This window comes from Nonomuraea cavernae, assembly GCF_040655715.1.
GTDB classification, from domain to species: domain Bacteria; phylum Actinomycetota; class Actinomycetes; order Streptosporangiales; family Streptosporangiaceae; genus Nonomuraea; species Nonomuraea cavernae_A.
In genome coordinates, this window is the sequence record NZ_JBFAKL010000001.1 from 107,198 (window position 1) to 126,172 (window position 18,975).

Consider the following 18,975-nt stretch of genomic DNA (forward strand, 5'->3'; position numbering starts at 1 on the left):
GATGGGCGGCCCGGCCGGGCCACCCATCCCCGAAGAAGCGGGGAGAAATGAACGCCAGAGAAATGCCGGACGAAGTGATCTGGGATATCACCTACGCCTGCCCCTTGCGTTGCATGCACTGCTACTCCGAATCCGGCAGGAGGCCGTCCCGCCGATTGAGTCACGCGGACATGCTGCGCGTTGCCGACGCCATCGTGGCCATGCGCCCGCGGGGCGTCGCCATCGCCGGCGGAGAACCACTATTGATCAAAAATCTCGCCGAGGTCGTCGCACGGCTGGCGGACGGCGGGCTCAGCGTCGCCCTCTACACCAGCGGCTGGCTGATGACCGAGGAGATGGCACGGAGCCTGGCCGAGGTCTGCGACCGGGTGGTGGTGAGCCTGGACGGGGCGAGCAGCGCGACCCACGACCGGATCCGCGGCAGGAACGGCTCGTTCGGCCATGCGATGCGAGCCCTGCGCCTGCTGGACGACCTGTGCGCCGAACGCAGAGCCCAGGGGCGCGAACCCGTGTCCTTCGGGATCGACTGCGTGCTGCTGCAGAGCAACTTCGCCGAGATGCCGGCGTTCTGCGAGGACATCGCGCGGCGATTCCCCGAGCTGGGGTTCATCGCCTTCGGCGCCGCCGTACCCGGCGGGCTGGCCAACCGGCGCGGCTTCGACGAGCGCGAGCTGCTCACCGAGGAGCAGGTCGGGCTGCTCAACGACCCCGCCTTCGCGCACCGGCTGCGCGAACAGGCCCCCGGCTCCGTCATGGTCACCGCCACCGACAACCGCATCCTGCAGATGCATCCCCAGCTCATCGCGCGCGGCGTCGTCTTCAACGCGCTCCAGATCGAGCCGGACGGCGAGGCTCGGGCGATGCCGATCTACGAGGGCACGGTGGGCAACATCCTGACCGCGTCACCCGAGGTTCTCTGGCGCCGGGCCAGAGCCCGGTGGAGCGATCCGTTCGTGGTGGAGGCGCTGACTCCGGCGTTCACCATGCGGCAATGGGCGGAAGCCGCCCGGCGGATCGACTACCACTTCGGGTCCGACGCCGTGCGGGCCAGGATCGACCGGCGCCCGGCGTACCACGGCGGGGAGGTGGCGAATGGCTCCGCTCAACGCACGTGAGGTGGACACCCCGGCACGCATGTTGCTCTATTCGGTCCGCGGGGCGCCGGGGTGGACGGTCGTGTCGGTGCTGTCGACCGCGGCGGGGATCGCGGTGACGCTGTCGGTTCCCGCCGCGCTTGCCCGGGCGGTCGACTCGGCCCTTGTCGGTGCGCCAGGCCCGGCTCTGGCCTGGCTCGGAGGACTGATCGGGGCCGGCCTGCTGATGGGGGTGCTGGAGGTGCGGGCGAGCGCGGCGGGCAGTATCGCCGTCGAGGTGTCGCTGCGCAGGGGGATGTTCCGGCGGGTGCTGGAGGCCGGGATCGCGGGGCAGCGCCGGTTCTCCGCCGGCGACGTGAGCAGCCGGCTGGTGAGCGGGGCGGCCGAGGCGTCGGGCCTGGTATCGGTCGTGCTCTCCGTGGCGGGCGCGGTGACGCTGTCCACCGGCGGCCTGGTGGCGCTCGCGGTGATCGACTGGCGGCTGGCGATCGCCTTCGTGGTGTGCGCGCCGGTCGCGGCGGTGCTCGTGCGGCGCTTCATCGCGGAGACGACGGGGCTGATCCAGCGCTACCAGGAAGTTCAGGGCACGCTGTCGGCCCGCCTGGTGGAGACGCTGGCCGGTTCGCGCACCATCCACGCCAGCGGCACCCTGGAGCGTGAGGTGGAACGGGTGCTCGCGCCGCTGCCCGAGCTGGCCGCGGCCGGGCGGGCGACCTGGGAGGCCCAGCGCCGCACCGTGTGGAAGGTGGGGCTGCTGGCCCCGCTGACCCAGATCGTGGTGCTCGCCGTCGCCGGGATCGGCGTGTCCGACGGGCGGATCACTCCCGGCTCCTGGATCGCGGTCGCGGGGTACGTCAGCATCGCGCTCGGCCTGCTCGGCGTGGTGGACACGCTGATGGGCCTGGCGCACATCCGCGCCGGAGCGGCCCGGCTGGCCGAGGTGCTGGATCTGCCCGCCGGGCCGGGCGGCTGCCTGCCGCTGCCCGACGGCCCAGGCGCGATCACCTTCAGGTCGGTGACGGTGCACGCCGATGGTGACGCCGTACTGGACGGGCTCGACCTGGAGATACCACCCGGACTCGCCGTCGCCGTCGTCGGCCGGTCGGGAGCCGGCAAATCCACCCTCGCCGCGCTGGCCGGCGGACTGCTCGCGCCCGAGCGCGGCGAGGTCTCACTGGACGGCGCCGCCGTGGCCGAGATCCGCTCCGAGGAACTGCGCCGCGCGGTGGCCTACGCGTTCGAGCGGCCCGCCCCGCTGGGGGAGACCGTCCACGACATGATCGCGTACGGCTGCGCGGACGTCTCCCGCGACCAGGTGAGGCTCGCGGCCAGGTCAGTGTCGGCCGACGGCTTCATCAGCCGGCTGCCCGCCGCCTACGACACCGCGCTGGAGCTGGCGCCACTGTCCGGCGGGGAGGCGCAGCGGCTCGGGCTGGCCCGTGCCGTGGTCCGCGAACGCCGGGTCCTCATCCTCGACGACGCCACCTCCAACCTGGACACCGTGACCGAGGCCGAGGTGACCACCACCCTGAGAAACCTGCTGGCCGGCCGTACCAGAATCATCGTGGCTCATCGCCTCACCACCGCCGCCCACGCCGACCTGGTCGTCTGGCTGGAGGGCGGGCGGGTGCGGGCGACCGGCCGGCACCACCGGCTCTGGCGGGAGCCGGACTACCGGGCCCTGTTCGGCAAGGAGCCGGCATGACGGACCGCCTGGTGAGCCGGGCCGGATGGCGGCTCCTGACCGAGGAGCTGTCCAGGCGCCGCCGAGGGCTGACCATTCTGGCCGGATGGTCAGTCGTGGAATCCCTTCCCGCCCTACTGTCGGGCCTCGCCGTGGCCGCGGCGCTGGACCAGGGCTTCCTTGCCGGACATCCGCTGGTCGGGCTCGGCTGGCTGGGACTGCTCGGGCTGGCGATGGTGGTTCAGGCGCTGGCCACCCGCAACACCTTCCCGTGGCTGGCGGACATGGTGGAGCCGATCCGCGACGTACTGGTCAGGAAGGTGGTCGCCGGAGCGCTGCGCCGCGCGACGCAGGAGGGCCGGAGCGGGGACGGCTCGGTGGTGGCCCGGCTCAGCGGCCAGACCGAGACCGTGCGGAACCTGGTCGCCGCGCTGCTGCGCACGCTCCGGCCGACCGTCGCGTCGCTGATCGCGGCCCTGGCCGGTCTGATCGCGCTCGCGCCGGTCGTGGCGGCGATCGCCGCCCCGCTGATCGCGGTGAGCCTCGGGCTGTTCGCGTGGCTGACGCGGGCCCTTGCCGTACGCCAGCGCGAACTGATCCTGGCGGGGGAGAGAATGGCGCGGGAGGCGACCGGCGTCATCGAGGGCCTGCGCGACGTGGTGGCGTGCGGCGCCGCCCCGACCGCGCACGACGCGGTGGAGCGGGCGGTCATGGCGGAGGCTCGGGCCGGTATCGCGATGGCGCGGACCTCCTCGGCACGTGGCCTGATCATGGCGGTCGGCGGGGTCGTCCCGCTGATCCTGGTCCTGCTGCTGGCTCCGTGGCTGATCGCTTCCGGCCGGTTGACCTCGGGTGAGCTGGTCGGCGCGGCCACCTACCTGGCCGGCAGCCTCGACCCGGCGTTGCGCTCACTGACCGGGACGGTCGCCTCCTGGTGCAGGCAATTGGGCGTGCTGCTGCACAGGATCGCGGAGACGAGCACTCTCCCCGACGTGCCGGCGCGGCGGGGGCATGCCCGGCCGGACGCCGGAGACCTGCGGGTGACCGGGCTGACCTTCGGCTACGGCCCGCAGGTCGAGCCGGTGATCGACGACCTCACCCTGAGCATCGCGGCGGGCGAGCACCTGGCGATCGTGGGAGCCAGCGGGATCGGCAAGTCCACGCTCGCCGCTCTGCTGGCCGGCCTGACGCGCCCGCAGTACGGCACCGTGCGCCTCGGCGGTGTCGACGTCAACGAGATCGACGAGGCGCACCTGCGCCGTTCGGTGGCGCTGGTCCCGCAGGAGGCCTACGTGTTCACCGCGAGCCTGCGGGACAACCTCACCTACCTGCGGCCGGAGGCGAAGGACGCCGACCTGGACCTGACCGTGACTGCGCTCGGGATGTGGCCGCTGGTCAACCGGCTAGGCGGGTACGACGCCCCGCTGGGGATCGGCGGCCCGGTTCTGTCGGCGGGCGAACGGCAGCTGATCGCGCTCGGCCGGGTCTACCTCTCGGCGGCGAGCGTGCTCGTGCTCGACGAGGCGACCTGCCACCTCGACCCCGGCGCCGAGGCCAGGGCGGAGGAGGCCCTGGCCGCCACGGGCCGCACGCTCGTCGTGATCGCGCACCGCATCAGCTCCGCCGGCCGTGCGCAGCGGATCCTGCTGCTGGACGGGAACCGCGCGCAGGCCGGAACCCACCGGGAACTGCTCGCCGCCTCATCCGTGTACGCCGCTCTGGTGGGACACTGGCAAGCCCCGTGATCACCGAGGCAGGTAGGAGCAGCGGACACCCGTCTGCACGGTGGCGCGCAACTCCGCGCCGATCACATCGTCGGCCTCGGCGATATGCGTCAGCGCCCGCCGGATGGCCTTGCTCACCGCGATCCTGGCCCGTTCATGGTCATCGGTGAAGTGCCGCGTCCGGCCGCCCAGCCCGGTGCTCCCGGTCAGCTCCGAGATCAGCCAGTCGCGCTCGGCCCGCAGCGCCGCAGCGCGCTCCAGGTCGTTGGCGGCCTCCAGCTCGTCGATCTCCTCTTCGAGCTCGGTCATCCGCGCCACGTAAGTGCGTTCCGCGTGCTCGTCGAGGACTGGTTGAGCGGAGTGGGCCGGCTGGACCGGCGTGTCCTCCCCGCCGGCGACGAGGTCGATGGCGCGGATCTCCCGTCTGGGGTTGGCGATCAGGATGGAAAGGTGGCGCATGCCCACGCTCGGCTTGACCAGCGCGGTCCGGCCGGCCAGCTCGACCTGCCACCAGCGCCCGCCTTTCGAGCACACCGCCACCGACGGCCCGGCGGCACGTGCCTGCGGGCCCCGCACCTCGGGGAGCGCCATGCCCAGCTCCGCAGCCTCCTTCTCCGCCATCACCAGCTCATCGCGTGGCCCGCCGAGCCGCACCAGCGCATGGCCGAGCCGCCAGCGGCTCAGCGCCGCCGCGGGCCAGTGGCCGAGCGCCTGGTTGGCCCGCAGCGCCTCGCCGAAGTGCTCGACGGCCCGCTCCACCTGGCCCATCGTCAGCGCGGCCAGCCCGAGAGACTGGTGGGCGGAGCCGAAACAGGCCGCTCCGCGGCTGGCGACCATCGGCAGCCGGGCGTAGGGCCTGAGCAGGTCGTAGGCCCGCGCGGCCAGGGCCTCGTCGTCCAGCAGGTGAGCTGCCTCGACCAGCCCGTACATCGCCGCCAGCCAGTTTTTCGCCGGTGGGAGCGTGATGTCGCGCAGCCGGCTCACCATCGTCTCGGCCAGGCGCCGGTCTCCCGCCTCGGCGGCGGCCACCGCCAGCGCCGGGAAGTAGGCGTAGTCCGCGTGACACAGTGCCGAGGAGTTCACCAGGTCCGACAGCAACGGGAGCAGTTCGGCGACGCGTCCCTGATACCAGCGGATCGTCGCCAGCTGCGCGCCGTACCAGCCGATGGCGTTGACATCACCCGCGGCCGTGCCGCGCTCCGAGCAGGCCGCCGCCGCCCGCTCGGCCTCCTCCAACCGGCCCGCCCTGATAAGGAGCATGACCTCGATCGCGTCGATGACGAATCCGATCGCGGGATGGTCCCTGGCGGCCAGCCGGTCGCGTAACTCGCCCAGAGATCGCTCGGCGTGCGGGTCGGCGGCCAGGAACAGGTCGACCGTCCACCACAGCAGCCCCATCAGCAGGTCGCCACGGCGTTCCGTCCGGCTCGCCAGGCCGATCAGCTCCCGGGCCAGCTCGAACCTGAGGTCCTGGTGTTCGGGGCTCATCAGGCAGTGATGGGACAGGCTCAGCGCCTCGGCCAGGGCCACCGGGTCGCCGGTGTTCCTGGCGTGGGCCAGCGTCCGCAGGACCGAGGCGTGCTCGCCGATGAGGTTGTCCCGCTCGGCGGCCAATCGCACGCGCAGCCGTACGGCGAGGGCAGAGCCGGGGGTGATGGCGGCCAGGGCCTGCTGCTGGCGAGTGCTGATCATCAGCGACTCGGCGGTGGTGCGGTGCTCGTTCAGCCAGATCCCGCCCAGGCCCAGCGCCGCCCGAGCCTGCACCGCGGTGTCACCCCAGCGCTCGGCCTCCTGGTGTGCCTCCTCGAACCAGCGGCGGCTGGTATGCAGGTTGCCCTCCTCGTGGAGGGCGTGTTCGGCCCGGCGGATGCAGACCTCGGCCCTGCTCCCCTGTTTCACCTCACGCACAGATGCCCCCCTGGACATGCAGCGACGTGGCCCCCCGGCGTCCTCGAATCGTACGTAAGCCTCGCCGACGTGTCCAGGTCGCATATCAGCGGCGGCGGGACACCGGTCGCTCATGGTTCGCAGCCGTCGATGGCGGCTTGGCGGGCCGCAGAGCGGTGACCATCGGAGAGTTGTTCGGCGTGACTCGCCGAGTCCTCATGTGACCCGTGGGCCAGATCCGGGGCACGCATTCTGAGGTACACGAGTGTTATTCGGGCCGAACGGCGACTCGGCGCCTTCGGAGAACACGTCGCGAAGATCGGCATGACTCGAGGCTGACATAGCGGTCAGCGTCTAGGCTGACTGCCACGTTCTCAAGTTAGGCGAGAATCATGAAGATATTCCTGGCCGGCGCGTCCGGCGTGATCGGGCAGCGGCTCATTCCCCGCCTGGTTCGGGCGGGGCACGTGGTCGGCGGCATGACGCGCTCGCCCAGCAAGACGGCACTGCTCGCCCGGCTCGGGGCCGAGCCGATCGTCTGCGACGTCTTCGACCGCGACGCGCTGATCCAGGCGGTCCGCGACTTCGGGCCGGACGTCATCCTGAACGAGCTGACCGATCTGCCGGACGAGGTGGCGAAGATCGGTGATCACGCGGAGCTCAACGCCCGCATCCGGACCGAGGGCAACCAGAACGTGATCGAGGCGGCGCGGCAGAGCGGATCGCCGAAGATCCTGGCCCAGACGGTCGCCTGGCAGCTGCCCGACGGGCCCGATGCCAGGGCGGCCGCCGAGCTGGAACGTTCCGTTCTGGCCGAGGGCGGTGTCGTCCTGAGTTACGGGCAGTTCTACGGGCCCGGCACCTACAACGAGCAGCGGATCCCCGCGGAGCCCCGGGTCCAGATCGACCGGGCCGCCGACCGTACGGTGGAGCTGCTGGACGCGCCGTCGGGCGTCGTCGTCATCACCGACCAGTAGCCGCGCGGGCCGCGGTGCGCTTCGTGAACGGCAGCACGAGCCGGGACCGGTGGGCGGCGTCGCGATAGATCTTGTGGGTGACGGGGCGACCCACCGGCAGGTGGAACGCGTCCGGCGGCAGCAGCGCGTTGTGCGCGTCGGCCAGCGGTTCGTCGTTGGACAGCTCCACCAGCAGCCGGTGGCCGGGGACGAACGTCGCCGCGAACGGGTAGAGCCGCAGGACGTACTCCTCGATCTTCCCGGGCTCCACCGGCACGGCGCGGGTGTGCGGGTGGTACGGGTCGCCCTCGGTCGTCCGGTCGTCCAACTCGCGGTGCGACGCCTTGAGGAAGCCTGTGGTGATCAGTTGGCGGCTTCCGTTCGGGGCGACGTCCCACAGCCGCATGATGAAATTCGTGTCATCCTGGTCGATCTCGGCGAACAGGTGCGCCGCACCGGGGCCGATGAGCTCCGTGGGCTCCTCGAACGGCTCGGTGCTCCAGCTGAGAATCTCCACCTGGTCGGTCACCGTCAGCGGCGCCTGGTAGAAGCCGTCCGGGGCGGCGTGCTCCGCGCCCATCAGCTCAGGCTCCGAGGAGAGCTTGCGGCGCGGGCGCAGGTAGAGCGGCTGGTGCTCGATCTCCTTCGGCGGCCACTGCTGTGCGGTGACCACCTCACGCGAGCCCTCTACGAAGACGCTCACGGGCGGCTCGTCCATGATGCCGTTGTCGACGCCCTTGAGCCAGTACTCGTACCAGCGGAACATCTTGTCGTGCTCCTCGATCCAGGGGCGCGACTGCATCGGCGGGTAGGAGCCGATGTCCAGCTTCTTGGGCCCCCTCAGCACGTTGAACAGCTCGATGTGGCCGTCCACAGTCCAGCCGCGTCCCTGGTCGATCTGCAGGTAGACCGGGATGTCGATGTTCTCGGCCAGCGTGATGGGGTTGCGCTCCTCGTACCACTCCCCGTCGAGGTCGTTCATCACGATGTCGAACCAGAACTCGCGGTTCTTCGGGTACTTCAGCACGTGCACGAGGTTCGGCCACGCGGCCACGTCCGGGTCCCGGAGCCGCTCGTCGACGAGTTTCCTGAGCTCCTCCGGGGAGTGGACCTCCTGCATGCGGGACTTGACGTTGGTGTGCGCGATGCCGGAGTCGCCGCCGCGTCCCTCGCGGGCGGCCCGCGGCATGAACCACATGATGCCGCCGTGGTAGGTGGTCTCGTAGAAGTCGAAATGGCCGCCGCTGACGAAGATCGCCTTCAGGTGCGGCGGCCGCTCGGCCGCGGCGAGCACCTGCATCGACCCGAAGTAGGAGATGCCGATCATGCCGACGTTTCCGTCACACCACGGCTGCTCGGCGACCCATTCGATGAGGTCGTACAGGTCCTGCCCCTGGGGAACGCCACCGGCGTTGTAGTTGCCGATCATCACGCCGCCGGAGTCACCGGTGCCACGCATGTCACCGATGACGTGGACGTAGTCCTCCTTGACGACGCGCGCGATGTCGCCGGCCTCGATACAGCCGTCCCACATCGGACTGGGGCGACGCTGCGGCGGCGTGGTGAGGGCGAGGGCCTGCAGTTCCTTGCCGTAGGCGCTCATCGCGATCAGGGCCGGCCGCGGCTTGTCCTCCGTGCCGTGGTAGGCGTCCGCGGCGAGGGTGACCCCGTCGCGCATCGGTACCCGCAGGTCCTTGCGGACGGCGATCGTCTGCTCGCCCGCCTGGATCGTCTGGAAGTCGGCCATCAGTGCGAATCCTCTGTCACGAGTTCTGGTTGAAGTGCGTGCGGTAGCCGTGCATCGACGTGAAGAACGGCGACGGCTCAAGCGTGGGGTCGCCGGTGTAGCCGAGCCTCTCGGCGACGGGGGCGAACGGCGAGTACGGCGAGTCCGTCTCCCGCAGGCCGTCCTGAAGGCAGCGGCAGGCCGCTTCGCTGACACCGGCCTCGATGTCCAGGCTCCCCTGGAGCGCCTCCCGAGCCTGGGCGGCGTCGAGCTCGACGCCGTACGGCGTGCCGTCCGCGCGGCGGTACGGGTGCCCGAGGTACAGGTGTCGCGGACGGATCTCGTCGCGCAGGTACCGCAGGCCGGCGCGGTACGCGACCGGATCCAGGTAGCCGGGGAAGCCGTTGGCGGCCCCGTGGACCTGGACGGCGTCGCCGACGAACACGGAGCGCTGTCCGTCGATCACATAGGCCACCGATCCGGGCGTGTGGCCCGGGATCGAGTGGACGGAGACGGTGACGTCGCCACCGAGCGAGAGGGTCTCACCGCCGTTGACCAGCATGGTCGGCTCCATCTCGCCGGAGATGACCGCATGGGCGGCGGCCGTCACCTTCGCCGCGCCCTCGGGGTCGTTCAGATACCGCCCCCGGCCGTGGAGGTACTCGTCCACGTGCGCCCGGCGCGAGCGCAGCATCGGGGCGTCGGCCTCGTGGATGACGACCTGGGCGCGCCGGCCGGTGAGCTCCCACAGGGCGTGGGCGCCGCCGACATGGTCGATGTGGCCGTGGGTCAGCAGGATCCAGCGCACGTCCTCGATGCGGCGCCCGATGGCTTCGAGCGCGGGGGCCATGCCCTCGGCGGGAGAGGAGGCGATCCCGGTGTCGACGATGGCCGGCTCGGGAGCGTCGATGAAGAAGCTGTACAGACCGAACCGGCCCCACGGCGAGACCAGGGGATGAACGTTCACCTGCGTCATGACGCGCGCCTCAGGAAGGCGGCCGTCTCCTCGAAGACCCGGTGGTACGCCGGGATCCAGGAGAAGTGCTGCACGAATCCGTGGCCGGCGCCCAGGTAGCGACTCACCGTGGCGTCGACTCCGGCCTCCTTGAGGCGCCGGCCGTAGAGTTCGCCCTCATCACGCAGCGGGTCGTGCTCCGCGGTCACGATCAGCGCGGGCGGCAGCCCGGTGAGGTCTGCCCGCTTGATCGGAGAGACCCGCGGATCGGCGGGGTCGGCTCCGCTGTCGAGATAGAAGGCGTTGAACGGCTTCAGCCCCGCCGTCTCCAGGCCGTAGCCGACGGCGTTCTCGCGCAACGAGGCGTAGCGGTCGGCGTCGAAATCGAGATCGAGCGAGGGGTAGAACATCACCTGGTGGGTGATCCGGTCGAAGCCGTCGTCGTGCGCCATGCCGGCGACCGCGGCGACGAACGTGCCGCCGGAGCTGTCACCGGCGATGGCCAGCGTCGTGCCGTCCCAGCCCAAGGTCTCGCCGTTCTCGGCCGCCCATCGGACCGCGGCGTAGCAGTCCTCGAGACCGGCCGGGAAGGCGTGCTCGGGCGCCAGCCGGTAGCCGACGGAGACGACCTTGAGCCCGGTCTCCTTGGCCAGGGAGCGCGCGATGTGGTCGTGCGTCTCAAGGCTGCCGAGGAAGAACGCGCCGCCGTGGAAGTAGACCAGCAGGCCGTACGCGTCGGCCTCGGCCGGTGTGTAGATCCGCACCGGGACCTGTCCGGCAGCGGTCCGCGCGGTGAGGTCCTCGACGGAGTGGAGCGGCAGGCGGTCGGCCACGGGCGGAACCTGGGACTCCTCGCCGGCGCGCATCGCCTCCGGGTTCAGCGGGCCGGGAGGCGGCGCCGGCAGGCCGGCGAGGACGTGGGCGATGTCGGGGTGCAGTGGCATGGCGTCAGTCCTTCGGCTGCTGGGAGGCGGGCTGGTGGGAGGCGGGCTGGTGGGACGCGGGCTTCTGGGAGGCGGGCTTCTGGCCTGGGAAGACGTCGCTGATCTCGTCCTCGGTCCAGCCCTGGCGCGAGATCCGCTGCAGCTCGTCGGTCACCGGCTTGCGGATGGCCTGGTAGCGCGCCAGCGCCTCCTTGACGGAGCCGGCCTCCTTGAGGGCGTCGGCGAGGCCGCCGGCGTCCAGGATCGCCGAGTTCGCGCCCTGACCCTGGTGGTGCAGCATCGAGTGGGCCGCGTCGCCCACGAGGACGACGGAGTCGGAGTGCCACGTGTCGACCGAGTCGATGTCGTAGACCGCGCGGCAGTTGACGGCGTCCATGTCGAGGTCGCGGGTGATGTCCACGATCCGCTCGTCGAAACCCTCGACGGTCTTCAGCAGGTCGTCCTTGGTGATCTTCGGCGCCCAGGTGCTGTCCGGGCACAGGGCGGTGATGTCGAACGAGACCTGACCGCGGTGGCGCAGCGGCAGGAAGTAGATCTTCGTGCCCCGGCCGATGTACATCCGGAGGTTGTCGTCGACGGCCATTCCGCGGGCGTCGTCGACGGAGATCACGGCGCGGTAGGCGTGCTCGCCGGAGAACACCGGCTGGTTGTCGCTGAACAGTTGCCCGCGCACGACCGACTTGATGCCGTCGGCTCCGACGACCAGGTCGGCGGTGACCGACTCGCCGTTGGTGAAGGTCAGCGTCGCCTTGTCACCCTCGTCCTTGACGCTCTCCAGCTTGTGACCGAGGTGCACCATGCCCTCGGGGAGCACGCCCAGGAGAGCCTCGATGAAGTCACAGCGGTGGATGAGGTGGGTCTTCTGGCCGAAGGTGTCGATCTCCGGCCACGCCTCCTTCATGATCGGGTCGGCGGTGGGCGTGAGGATCTCGAAGTAGTCGCTCGGCGAGCTCACCTTCGCGATCGCGTCGAAGATGCCCCACTGGCGGAACCGGTCCATGGTGGACGGCCGCAGGCCGATGCCGGCGCCGACCTCGCGGGTCTGGCTCGCCTGCTCGTAGACGTTGACGGTGGCGCCGAGGAGGCTCAGGGCCTTGGCCGCGGCGGCTCCGGCGTACCCCGCGCCGACGATGGCGATGTTCAGGTTCTTCAGGTCTGAGGTCTTCATGCTCGTTGTCCTTGCTGGATCGTCAGGAAGTCAGCGGGGTTGTCGACGAAGATCGTCTTGATCGTCGCCTCGTCGAGACCGGCGGCACGGAGGTCCGGGATGAGGTCCTCGAAGATGTAGTTGACGGTGTGGCCCTTCACGCCAGGCCAGCCCAGCGGGCTGCAGTTGGCGTCGGCCGAGGCGAGCACCTTGCCCAAGTGCCCCTGACCGATGAACCGGAGGAAGTGGTCCAGCCGCTCCTTGCGCGGACGGGCCCAGAACGGCGGGTCCTCGAGCTCGGTCTCGTAGCCGAAGGTGTCGAACCCGATCCGGCCGCCCTGCTCCGCGATCCAGGTGTCGCGGGTCTTGTCGGCGTTCACGCCGTCGTCGACGTGCCCGAACAGGACACGGTCGAGCGGGAGACCCTCCGCGTCGAAGATGGCGATCGCGTTCTCGGCGTCGATCGCGAGGTGGGTCAGGATGGGCACGCCGGTGGTCAGGGCGGCGCGGGCGGCGGCTCGGTAGATGCGCTTGTCCAGGTCCGTCATGCGGCCGCCGCGGCTCACGCCGACCTTGATGATGCCGGCGCGTCCGCCGGTGTCGCCGATGCCGACGGTGATCTCGTGGATGAAGTGCTCGGCCAGGTAGTCCACACCGGCCCGGGCGAAGAACGGCAGCGCGGTGTCGCCGCCGACGAAGCCGGTGCTCGCGACGATGTGCACGCCGGTCTTCGCGGACAGCGACCGGTAGTGGTCGACGTCTCGGCCGTTGCAGATCCCGGTCGCGTCGACGAACGTGCCGCCGCCGTACTCATGGAACCGGCGCAGCTTCGGGACGGTCTCCTCGTACCGCTCCTCGGGGGTCTTCCACCACTTCGTGTCCAGCTCAGAGCCCGGCATGCCGTACCCGATGTGCTCGTGGACGGCCACGAGACCCAGTTCTTCGGCCGGGATCGGCCCCAGGACGGTGTTCACTCTCGACACAACACTCACCTTTTACGGAACAACTTGATGATCTTGGGCTGTCGCGCGCTCAGCGCACCGACAGCAGGTCGCGCGGGTTGTCCACGAGGATCCGCTGGACGTCCTCGTCGCTGAGGCCCTGTGCCTTGAGGAGGGGAACGAACGTGGTCAGGACGTGGCTGTAGCGCACGTCGTTGGCCGGGTGGCCCTTGGCGACGCCGGTCGCGTTGCTCGAGAGCAGGATCCGGTCGCCGTGGCCGGCCTCGATCAGCTCGGCGACCAGGGCGGCGCGCTCGGTGTCGGTCACGTGGGCGTCGTCCTCGGTGCCCACGTGGTCGAGAGCGGCGTAGGCGCCGCGGGTCACGACCGCGAGCGGCGCGCCGGCCGCGACGGCGTCCTCGCGATCGAGCCCGCCGACAAGGACGCGGTCGGCCGGCAGCTTCTCGTCCAGGACGACCTCGAGGTCGCGCACGGCGTCGTTCCCGTAGCGGATGGACACCGGGACACCGGTGGCCGAGGCGGCGCGGGCCGCACCGCGGAACAGGCTCTCGTCGGTCGCGGTCATGCCCGCGAGGGTCGCGGCGGTGGCCACGAGGCCCGCGGCACCCCGCCGCTCGACGCGGGGGACGACCATGCCCTCGGTGACCTCCTTGGCGAAGAGGTCGGCGAATCTCTCGGCCGGCCAGGGCGTCGGGGGGTTGGTCTGTGGTGTCAGGAAGTAGCCGCCGAGCATCTCCTCGGGACCCTGGCCCGTCGACGCGACGATGTGCACGCCGGTCGTGCGCGAGAGGGCCTCGTACAGCCGCACATCGCGCCCGTGGAACATGCCGGTGCTGTCGACGATCGTCCCGCCGCCGTGCCCGCGGAAGTCCGTCAGCTTCTCGGCCAGGATCTCGAAGATCTCGGCACGGTCGATGGTGACGTCGAACGCGTGCTCCGCTCCCGGAACCACCGACAGCAGAGCCTCGTGAACCGCGACGACTCCCAGCTCCCGCGCGGGGACGGGGCCGAGGACGGTGTTGACAGTGCTGCCGGCGGTGCTCTCGGCAGTCTGGGCACCCATCGCTGCCACTCCTTTCGGTCTCGGCGAGTGACTGCGTCACGCCGTAATGTGAATCGTGTCACTTAGATTTACAGCACGTCAAGGGAGTGTCCGGCAGGTAAATTATATTATCCGCCCGTACGGACATCGACATGCTTCGAGTCGAAGAGTCCGAACAGCGTCAGAGCCGCGGCAGCGGCGGCACAGAGGCCGGCGACCAGAAATGCCAGGCTGTAGGCATTGCCCAGCGACTCGAGCGCGAGCAGGCGGAGGCTGTCCGGCATCGGCACCGGCGGCAGGTCCGGACCGGCGCCCGGCACGACCGGCATCGAGTTGATCGCCATGGCGCCACTCCCCTGTGCGATCCCCCCGGCGATGTCGGTGTACGGCGGCTGGAGCCCGGACTCACCGATCGCCCCGCCGAAACCGGCGTTCAGGTCACCGTTCGCCCGGCTGACCGCGAACGCGGCGATGAGCACCGGACCGAGCGCGAAGCCGAAGTCGCGGAGCAGGTTGGTGGTGGCGCTGGCCATGCCGGCGAGCCGCAGCGGAACGGTGTTGATCGCGACGGCCGTGATCGAGCCGACGGTGAGCGCGAAGCCGACACCGAGGGCCAGCATCGGAGCGATGAACTGTGTCCAGTTCATGTCGTGGACGTCGAACGTCGAGCACCAGACGCCGCTGACGGCGATGAGGGCGAAACCGACGGTGAGCACCCAACGAGGCGAGAAGTTCCGGATCACGTGGGAGACGGCCTTCACCAGCACGAAGGCCGGACCCTGGATGAACAGGAACAGCACACCGATCTTCAGAGCGCTCTGGTGCTGGATCGCGCCGAGCCAGATGCTCATCGAGTAGCACGTCGCGAGGAACGCGAACATGCCGACCACCGTGGCGATCGCGACGATCGCGTAGGAACGGTTGGCGAAGATGTTGAGGTGCAGCAGCGGGACGTCGGTCCGCAACTCGATGACGACGAAGGCGGCGAGGAGCACGAGGCCCGCGACGAAGGCGCCGATGATCTCAGGGCGGGCGAAGCCGGCTTCGGAGCCCTGCGTGGCCGCGAAGAGGATGGCGATCAGACCGAGGGCCAGCGTGACCTGGCCGGGGATGTCCAGCTTGCGCCCCTCCGGCGCCGAGGAATCGGCGGCGAACTGGGTGATGATGATCGAGATGACCGCCGCCGCGATCACCACGAGGTACGACGTTCGCCAGTCGCCCTCCGCGGCCAGCCACCCGCCCATCAGCGGGGAGATCGCCGCACCGATCGAGAGGAAGCCGGCCCAGACGGCGATGGCCTTGGCACGGGCCTCCGGCGACGGGCTGACCGCGGCCAGCATGGCGAGCGAGATCGGGTAGAGGATCGCGGCTCCGAGGCCCGCGACGATCTGCCCGATCCACAGGATCTGGACCGTCGCGGCGACATGGCTGACGAGTGAGCCGGCAACGGTCAGCAGAGCGCCCGCCTGCAGCAGCCGCTTGCGACCGAACAGGTCACCGATCACGCCGGTGGTCAGCTCGAAGACGACCATGGGGATGGCGAAGGCGGCCGTGATCCAGGTCAGTTCGGCACCGGTGGTCTGGAACTCCTGCTGGAACGTGCCATTGAGCGCGCCGGGCAGCGAGTACGCCACTTGGGCGAGGAGTACGGCGAAGCAGCCGGCGACCACCGTGGCGGTGTAGCCCTGCCTGCGCGCAGCGGTCTGCGTCATTGCGGATGTCTTCCTTGTCGATGGGCTGGGCGATCTTGTCGATGGGCTGGGCGATCGGTTGCACCGCCCGGGGATCGGCCACCCGATGTGTGAGCGCAATCACCTGTTGGGTGTGCAAGGTGCCATATGATTTGACACACCGTCAATAGTCTGAGCAGCACGTATTCAGGACGATCAGCGAGAGCGGAACGCGGCCGTGGTGCTCTAAGCTGGCGGGCATGGCGACGCTTCGTGCGGCACAGAAGGAGATGACGCGAAAGCTCCTACTCGACGCCGGCCAGGACCTGTTCGGGTCGAAGGGCTACTCGACGACGACGGTCGACGACATCGCGTCGGCGGCGGGGACGACGCGGGTGACCTTCTACGCGTACTTCCCCTCCAAGGTCGATCTGATGAAGGCCCTCTTCTCGGAGCGGCTCAACGCCGCGCTCGACCGGCTCCCCTCCGCCGAGCACGGGTCGACCGAGCGCGAGTTGGTCGCCGTGGTCGAGGACGGCTCGCGAGAACGGATCCGCGCGTGGCTCGCGTCGACCTCGGAACGATGGGATGTGATTCGCCCCTACACCACGGCCGCCTTCGAGGCCGCCGCCGTTGACCCCGAGATCCGCACGCTCCTCGACGAGTGGCTGAACGAGGCCATCAGTGACATCAAGGAGGGGCTCGACCGCGCCGGCCGGTTCGCGGCCGGCACCCGCCACTTTCGCGGCGTCATCGCCATCACCGAGCTCGACCACGTCGCACGCCACTGGAAACCGGGGACCTGGGGTGTCGGGCACGACGAGATGCTGGACGTCCTCACAGAGAGCTGGATCGGCTCGATCGGGCGCCACTGAGCGCTAAGCCAGGTGGCCGGCCATGCGATCTCACTTCCCCGATGCGGCGGACACCTCTTCCTCCGAAAGCCCGCCGCCACATTCTGTTATGTTGCCTCCCTCATATAACGCGCGACTGCTGCCGATGACCCACCGCCGCTGTTCCCGTGCCAAGGGCGAAGGGCTCGCCGCGCGCGCCTGTGTACCAGATGACACGGTCGATGTGTGTAGCAGGACACGGTTCACCTCCATGCGTGGCCGCACGATCCAGGCCAGGCGCAGCCCGAGTGGGTCTGCGATATGGAGGTGGAGCCATCATGATGCCGTCCCTTCGGCCGCGGTCGACAGGCAGGGCACACCGGGCGATGATGATCGGCCCGAGAAGGCGCGCGACGGCGGCGTGGTGGGCGCTGATCATCGCGTCCGGCGTGGTGGGGGCGGTGTCTCCAGCCGCGCCTGCCTCCGCGGCCGTGAGTACCTACGTCGTCCTCAACGCCAACGATGCCGGGGCCCGCTCCTTGGCCGACGCGATCACGCAGGCGAACGCCAACCCCGGTAAGGACGACATCGTCTTCAGGATTCCCGGGGCAGGCCCGCACACGATCGTCCTGGGGCGCGGCGGGCTTCCGGCGATAACCGATCCCGTCACCATCGACGGCTACAGCCAGCCCGGCTCGATCCGCCCCAGCGCCGTCACGCCGGCCACGCTGCAGGTGGAGATCGACACCTCGAACACGATCCAGGCCGGGCTCGACGTACGGACCGACGGCAGTCTCATCACCGGGCTCGTGGTCAACGGCGCGCCGCTGGCCGGCGTCACCCGCGCTGACATTCGCATCACGGGTGACCAGAATCAGGTCACCGCCTCGTACATCGGCACCGATGTCGCCGGCGTCACACCGATCAGCACCGGTTACGGCATCCAGATAGACGGCGACGACAACGTCATCGGCGGCTCGCAGACCAGTGGCAATCTGATCTCAAGCGGCTATGGCGCGCGTGTGACAGCGGGAAGCCGCAACGTGATCACAGGCAACCGGATCGGCACCGACGCCGCCGGATCCGGTGGCCTCGCCGCTTTCGGAGGCAGATGTGTCTCCATCGAGGAATCCGACGCCAACACCGTGAGCGACAATCTGCTCGCGGACTGCGCCGTAGGTGTGTACGTCTCAGGAGACGACAACCTGCTCCAGGGGAACCTGATCGGCACCGATCTCACCGGCACCAGGGCGATCGGCAACGGCGAGGGCGTCTGGGTCCACGGGGGCGACCGCAACCGGATCGGCGGCACCGGCCCCGGTGACGGCAATGTCATCTCCGGCAACGACTGGTTCGGGATCGAGCTCTCGCAGAACGACGTCGATCCCGCCGACGCGAATCTGATCCAGGGCAACAAGATCGGCGTCGACTCCTCCGGCGCGACCGCGATGCCCAACGGACAGGCCATCGGCTTCGGCCAGGGCATCCTGGTCTCCGTGGGAAACGACAACGTCATCGGCGGCACCGAACCCGGAGCGGCCAACGTGATCTCAGCCAACGCGGGAAACGGCGTTCACCTCCAATCGACCTCCTCCGGAACCCACGTCCTGGGCAACCGCATCGGAACCGACCTGGCGGGAACCGCGAACCTGGGTAACACCGAAAGCGGCATCGAGATCGACGGCAGTGGCAACCACATCGGCGACGGCACGGTCTCCGGCCACAACGTCGTCGCCCACAACGGCCAAGACGGTGTTCAGATATCGAATGGGACGAACAACACCATCCTCGTCAACTCGATCTTCCGCAACGACGGACTCGGCATCGACCTCGCGCCGGACGGACGCAACGTCGACAGTCCCGTGCTCGACCCCCTGGACGCCGACGCCGGGGCCAACGACCTGCAGAACGCCCCGTCGCTCAGCAGCGCGCTCCGAGCCCCTGCCTCCACCACGGTCACCTGGAACCTCGACAGCCTGCCCCAGACCCGGATGCGCGTCGAGTTCTATTCGAGCGGCTCATGCGATCCGACCGGGTTCGGCGAGGGCCTTCTCTACCTGCCCGGCGGCCTGATCACAGTCACCACCGACGGCGCAGGCCACTCCGAAGGCGCCGTCGAAGTGGCCGCGCTGCCGCTCTCCAGCGTGATCACCGCCACCGCCACCCCACTCACGGCCGACGGCACCCCGACCTCCACGTCGGAGTTCTCCGAGTGCATCGTGGTCCGGTAACCCCAGGTCATCGAGGGCCCCGTACCTCTTGAGGAGGGGCGGCGCGACAGGTGGCGGCGGGGTGCGGTTCGGCGGCGAAAATCCACAAGAGTCGTTGCACAAGGACTCTTGTGGATTTAG

14 protein-coding genes are annotated in these 18,975 nt (G+C 69.8%); 6 read left to right on the forward strand and 8 right to left on the reverse strand.

Going from position 1 to position 18,975, the window contains the following annotated elements:
* The first annotated feature begins 62 nt into the window (after positions 1-62).
* Genes AB0I38_RS00560 through AB0I38_RS00570 form a run of 3 tightly spaced genes read left to right on the forward strand, consistent with a single transcriptional unit; the run spans position 63 to position 4,523 of the window.
* The gene (locus AB0I38_RS00560; RefSeq protein ID WP_358460767.1) at positions 63-1,115 is read left to right on the forward strand and encodes a radical SAM protein; all 1,053 of its coding nucleotides are present in this window, start codon (positions 63-65) and stop codon (positions 1,113-1,115) included.
* On the forward strand, positions 1,093-2,799 hold the full coding sequence (locus AB0I38_RS00565; RefSeq protein WP_358459536.1) for an ABC transporter ATP-binding protein: 1,707 nt from the start codon (positions 1,093-1,095) through the stop codon (positions 2,797-2,799). Before AB0I38_RS00560 ends, AB0I38_RS00565 begins: the two co-directional genes overlap by 23 nt.
* Positions 2,796-4,523: an ABC transporter ATP-binding protein gene (locus AB0I38_RS00570; RefSeq protein WP_358459539.1), complete on the forward strand. Its 1,728-nt coding sequence runs from the start codon at positions 2,796-2,798 to the stop codon at positions 4,521-4,523. The genes AB0I38_RS00565 and AB0I38_RS00570 overlap by 4 nt, the downstream gene beginning before the upstream one ends.
* Here AB0I38_RS00570 and AB0I38_RS00575 read toward each other — a convergent pair whose 3' ends face one another.
* Positions 4,524-6,410, reverse strand: a complete 1,887-nt coding sequence (locus AB0I38_RS00575) for a hypothetical protein (protein ID WP_358459542.1) — start codon at positions 6,408-6,410, stop codon at positions 4,524-4,526.
* Between the two features lie 371 nt (positions 6,411-6,781).
* Between AB0I38_RS00575 and AB0I38_RS00580 the strand changes: the two genes are divergently transcribed.
* Positions 6,782-7,366, forward strand: a complete 585-nt coding sequence (locus AB0I38_RS00580; protein ID WP_358459545.1) for an SDR family oxidoreductase — start codon at positions 6,782-6,784, stop codon at positions 7,364-7,366.
* Here the strand turns inward: AB0I38_RS00580 and AB0I38_RS00585 are convergent.
* The 7 genes from AB0I38_RS00585 to AB0I38_RS00615 all read right to left on the reverse strand — a co-directional run bounded on the left by AB0I38_RS00585 (position 7,353) and on the right by AB0I38_RS00615 (position 15,833).
* Positions 7,353-9,092, reverse strand: coding sequence for a CocE/NonD family hydrolase (locus AB0I38_RS00585; RefSeq protein WP_358459548.1), 1,740 nt, complete (start codon positions 9,090-9,092; stop codon positions 7,353-7,355). The genes AB0I38_RS00580 and AB0I38_RS00585 overlap by 14 nt on opposite strands.
* Positions 9,093-9,108: 16 nt before the next feature.
* Entirely contained in the window at positions 9,109-10,038 is a 930-nt protein-coding gene (locus AB0I38_RS00590) for an MBL fold metallo-hydrolase (RefSeq protein ID WP_358459551.1), read from the reverse strand.
* 5 nt (positions 10,039-10,043) lie between these two features.
* Positions 10,044-10,970 carry an alpha/beta hydrolase gene (locus AB0I38_RS00595; RefSeq protein ID WP_358459554.1) on the reverse strand — a complete coding sequence of 309 codons (927 nt, stop codon included), beginning with the start codon at positions 10,968-10,970 and terminating at the stop codon, positions 10,044-10,046.
* Positions 10,971-10,974: 4 nt separating this feature from the next.
* Complete coding sequence (locus AB0I38_RS00600) at positions 10,975-12,138, reverse strand: FAD-dependent oxidoreductase (protein ID WP_358459557.1); 1,164 nt, start codon at positions 12,136-12,138, stop codon at positions 10,975-10,977.
* Positions 12,135-13,100, reverse strand: coding sequence for a phosphotriesterase family protein (locus tag AB0I38_RS00605; RefSeq protein WP_358459560.1), 966 nt, complete (start codon positions 13,098-13,100; stop codon positions 12,135-12,137). The genes AB0I38_RS00600 and AB0I38_RS00605 overlap by 4 nt, the downstream gene beginning before the upstream one ends.
* 49 nt (positions 13,101-13,149) lie before the next feature.
* Entirely contained in the window at positions 13,150-14,142 is a 993-nt protein-coding gene (locus tag AB0I38_RS00610; RefSeq protein WP_358459563.1) for a phosphotriesterase, read from the reverse strand.
* Positions 14,143-14,249: 107 nt separating this feature from the next.
* Positions 14,250-15,833, reverse strand: coding sequence for an MFS transporter (locus AB0I38_RS00615; RefSeq protein WP_358459566.1), 1,584 nt, complete (start codon positions 15,831-15,833; stop codon positions 14,250-14,252).
* A gap of 218 nt (positions 15,834-16,051) precedes the next feature.
* Between AB0I38_RS00615 and AB0I38_RS00620 the strand changes: the two genes are divergently transcribed.
* Both AB0I38_RS00620 and AB0I38_RS00625 read left to right on the forward strand, forming a co-directional pair.
* Positions 16,052-16,666 carry a TetR/AcrR family transcriptional regulator gene (locus AB0I38_RS00620; RefSeq protein WP_358459569.1) on the forward strand — a complete coding sequence of 205 codons (615 nt, stop codon included), beginning with the start codon at positions 16,052-16,054 and terminating at the stop codon, positions 16,664-16,666.
* Positions 16,667-16,962: 296 nt separating this feature from the next.
* Positions 16,963-18,855 carry a NosD domain-containing protein gene (locus AB0I38_RS00625; protein WP_358459572.1) on the forward strand — a complete coding sequence of 631 codons (1,893 nt, stop codon included), beginning with the start codon at positions 16,963-16,965 and terminating at the stop codon, positions 18,853-18,855.
* Positions 18,856-18,975: the final 120 nt, after the last annotated feature.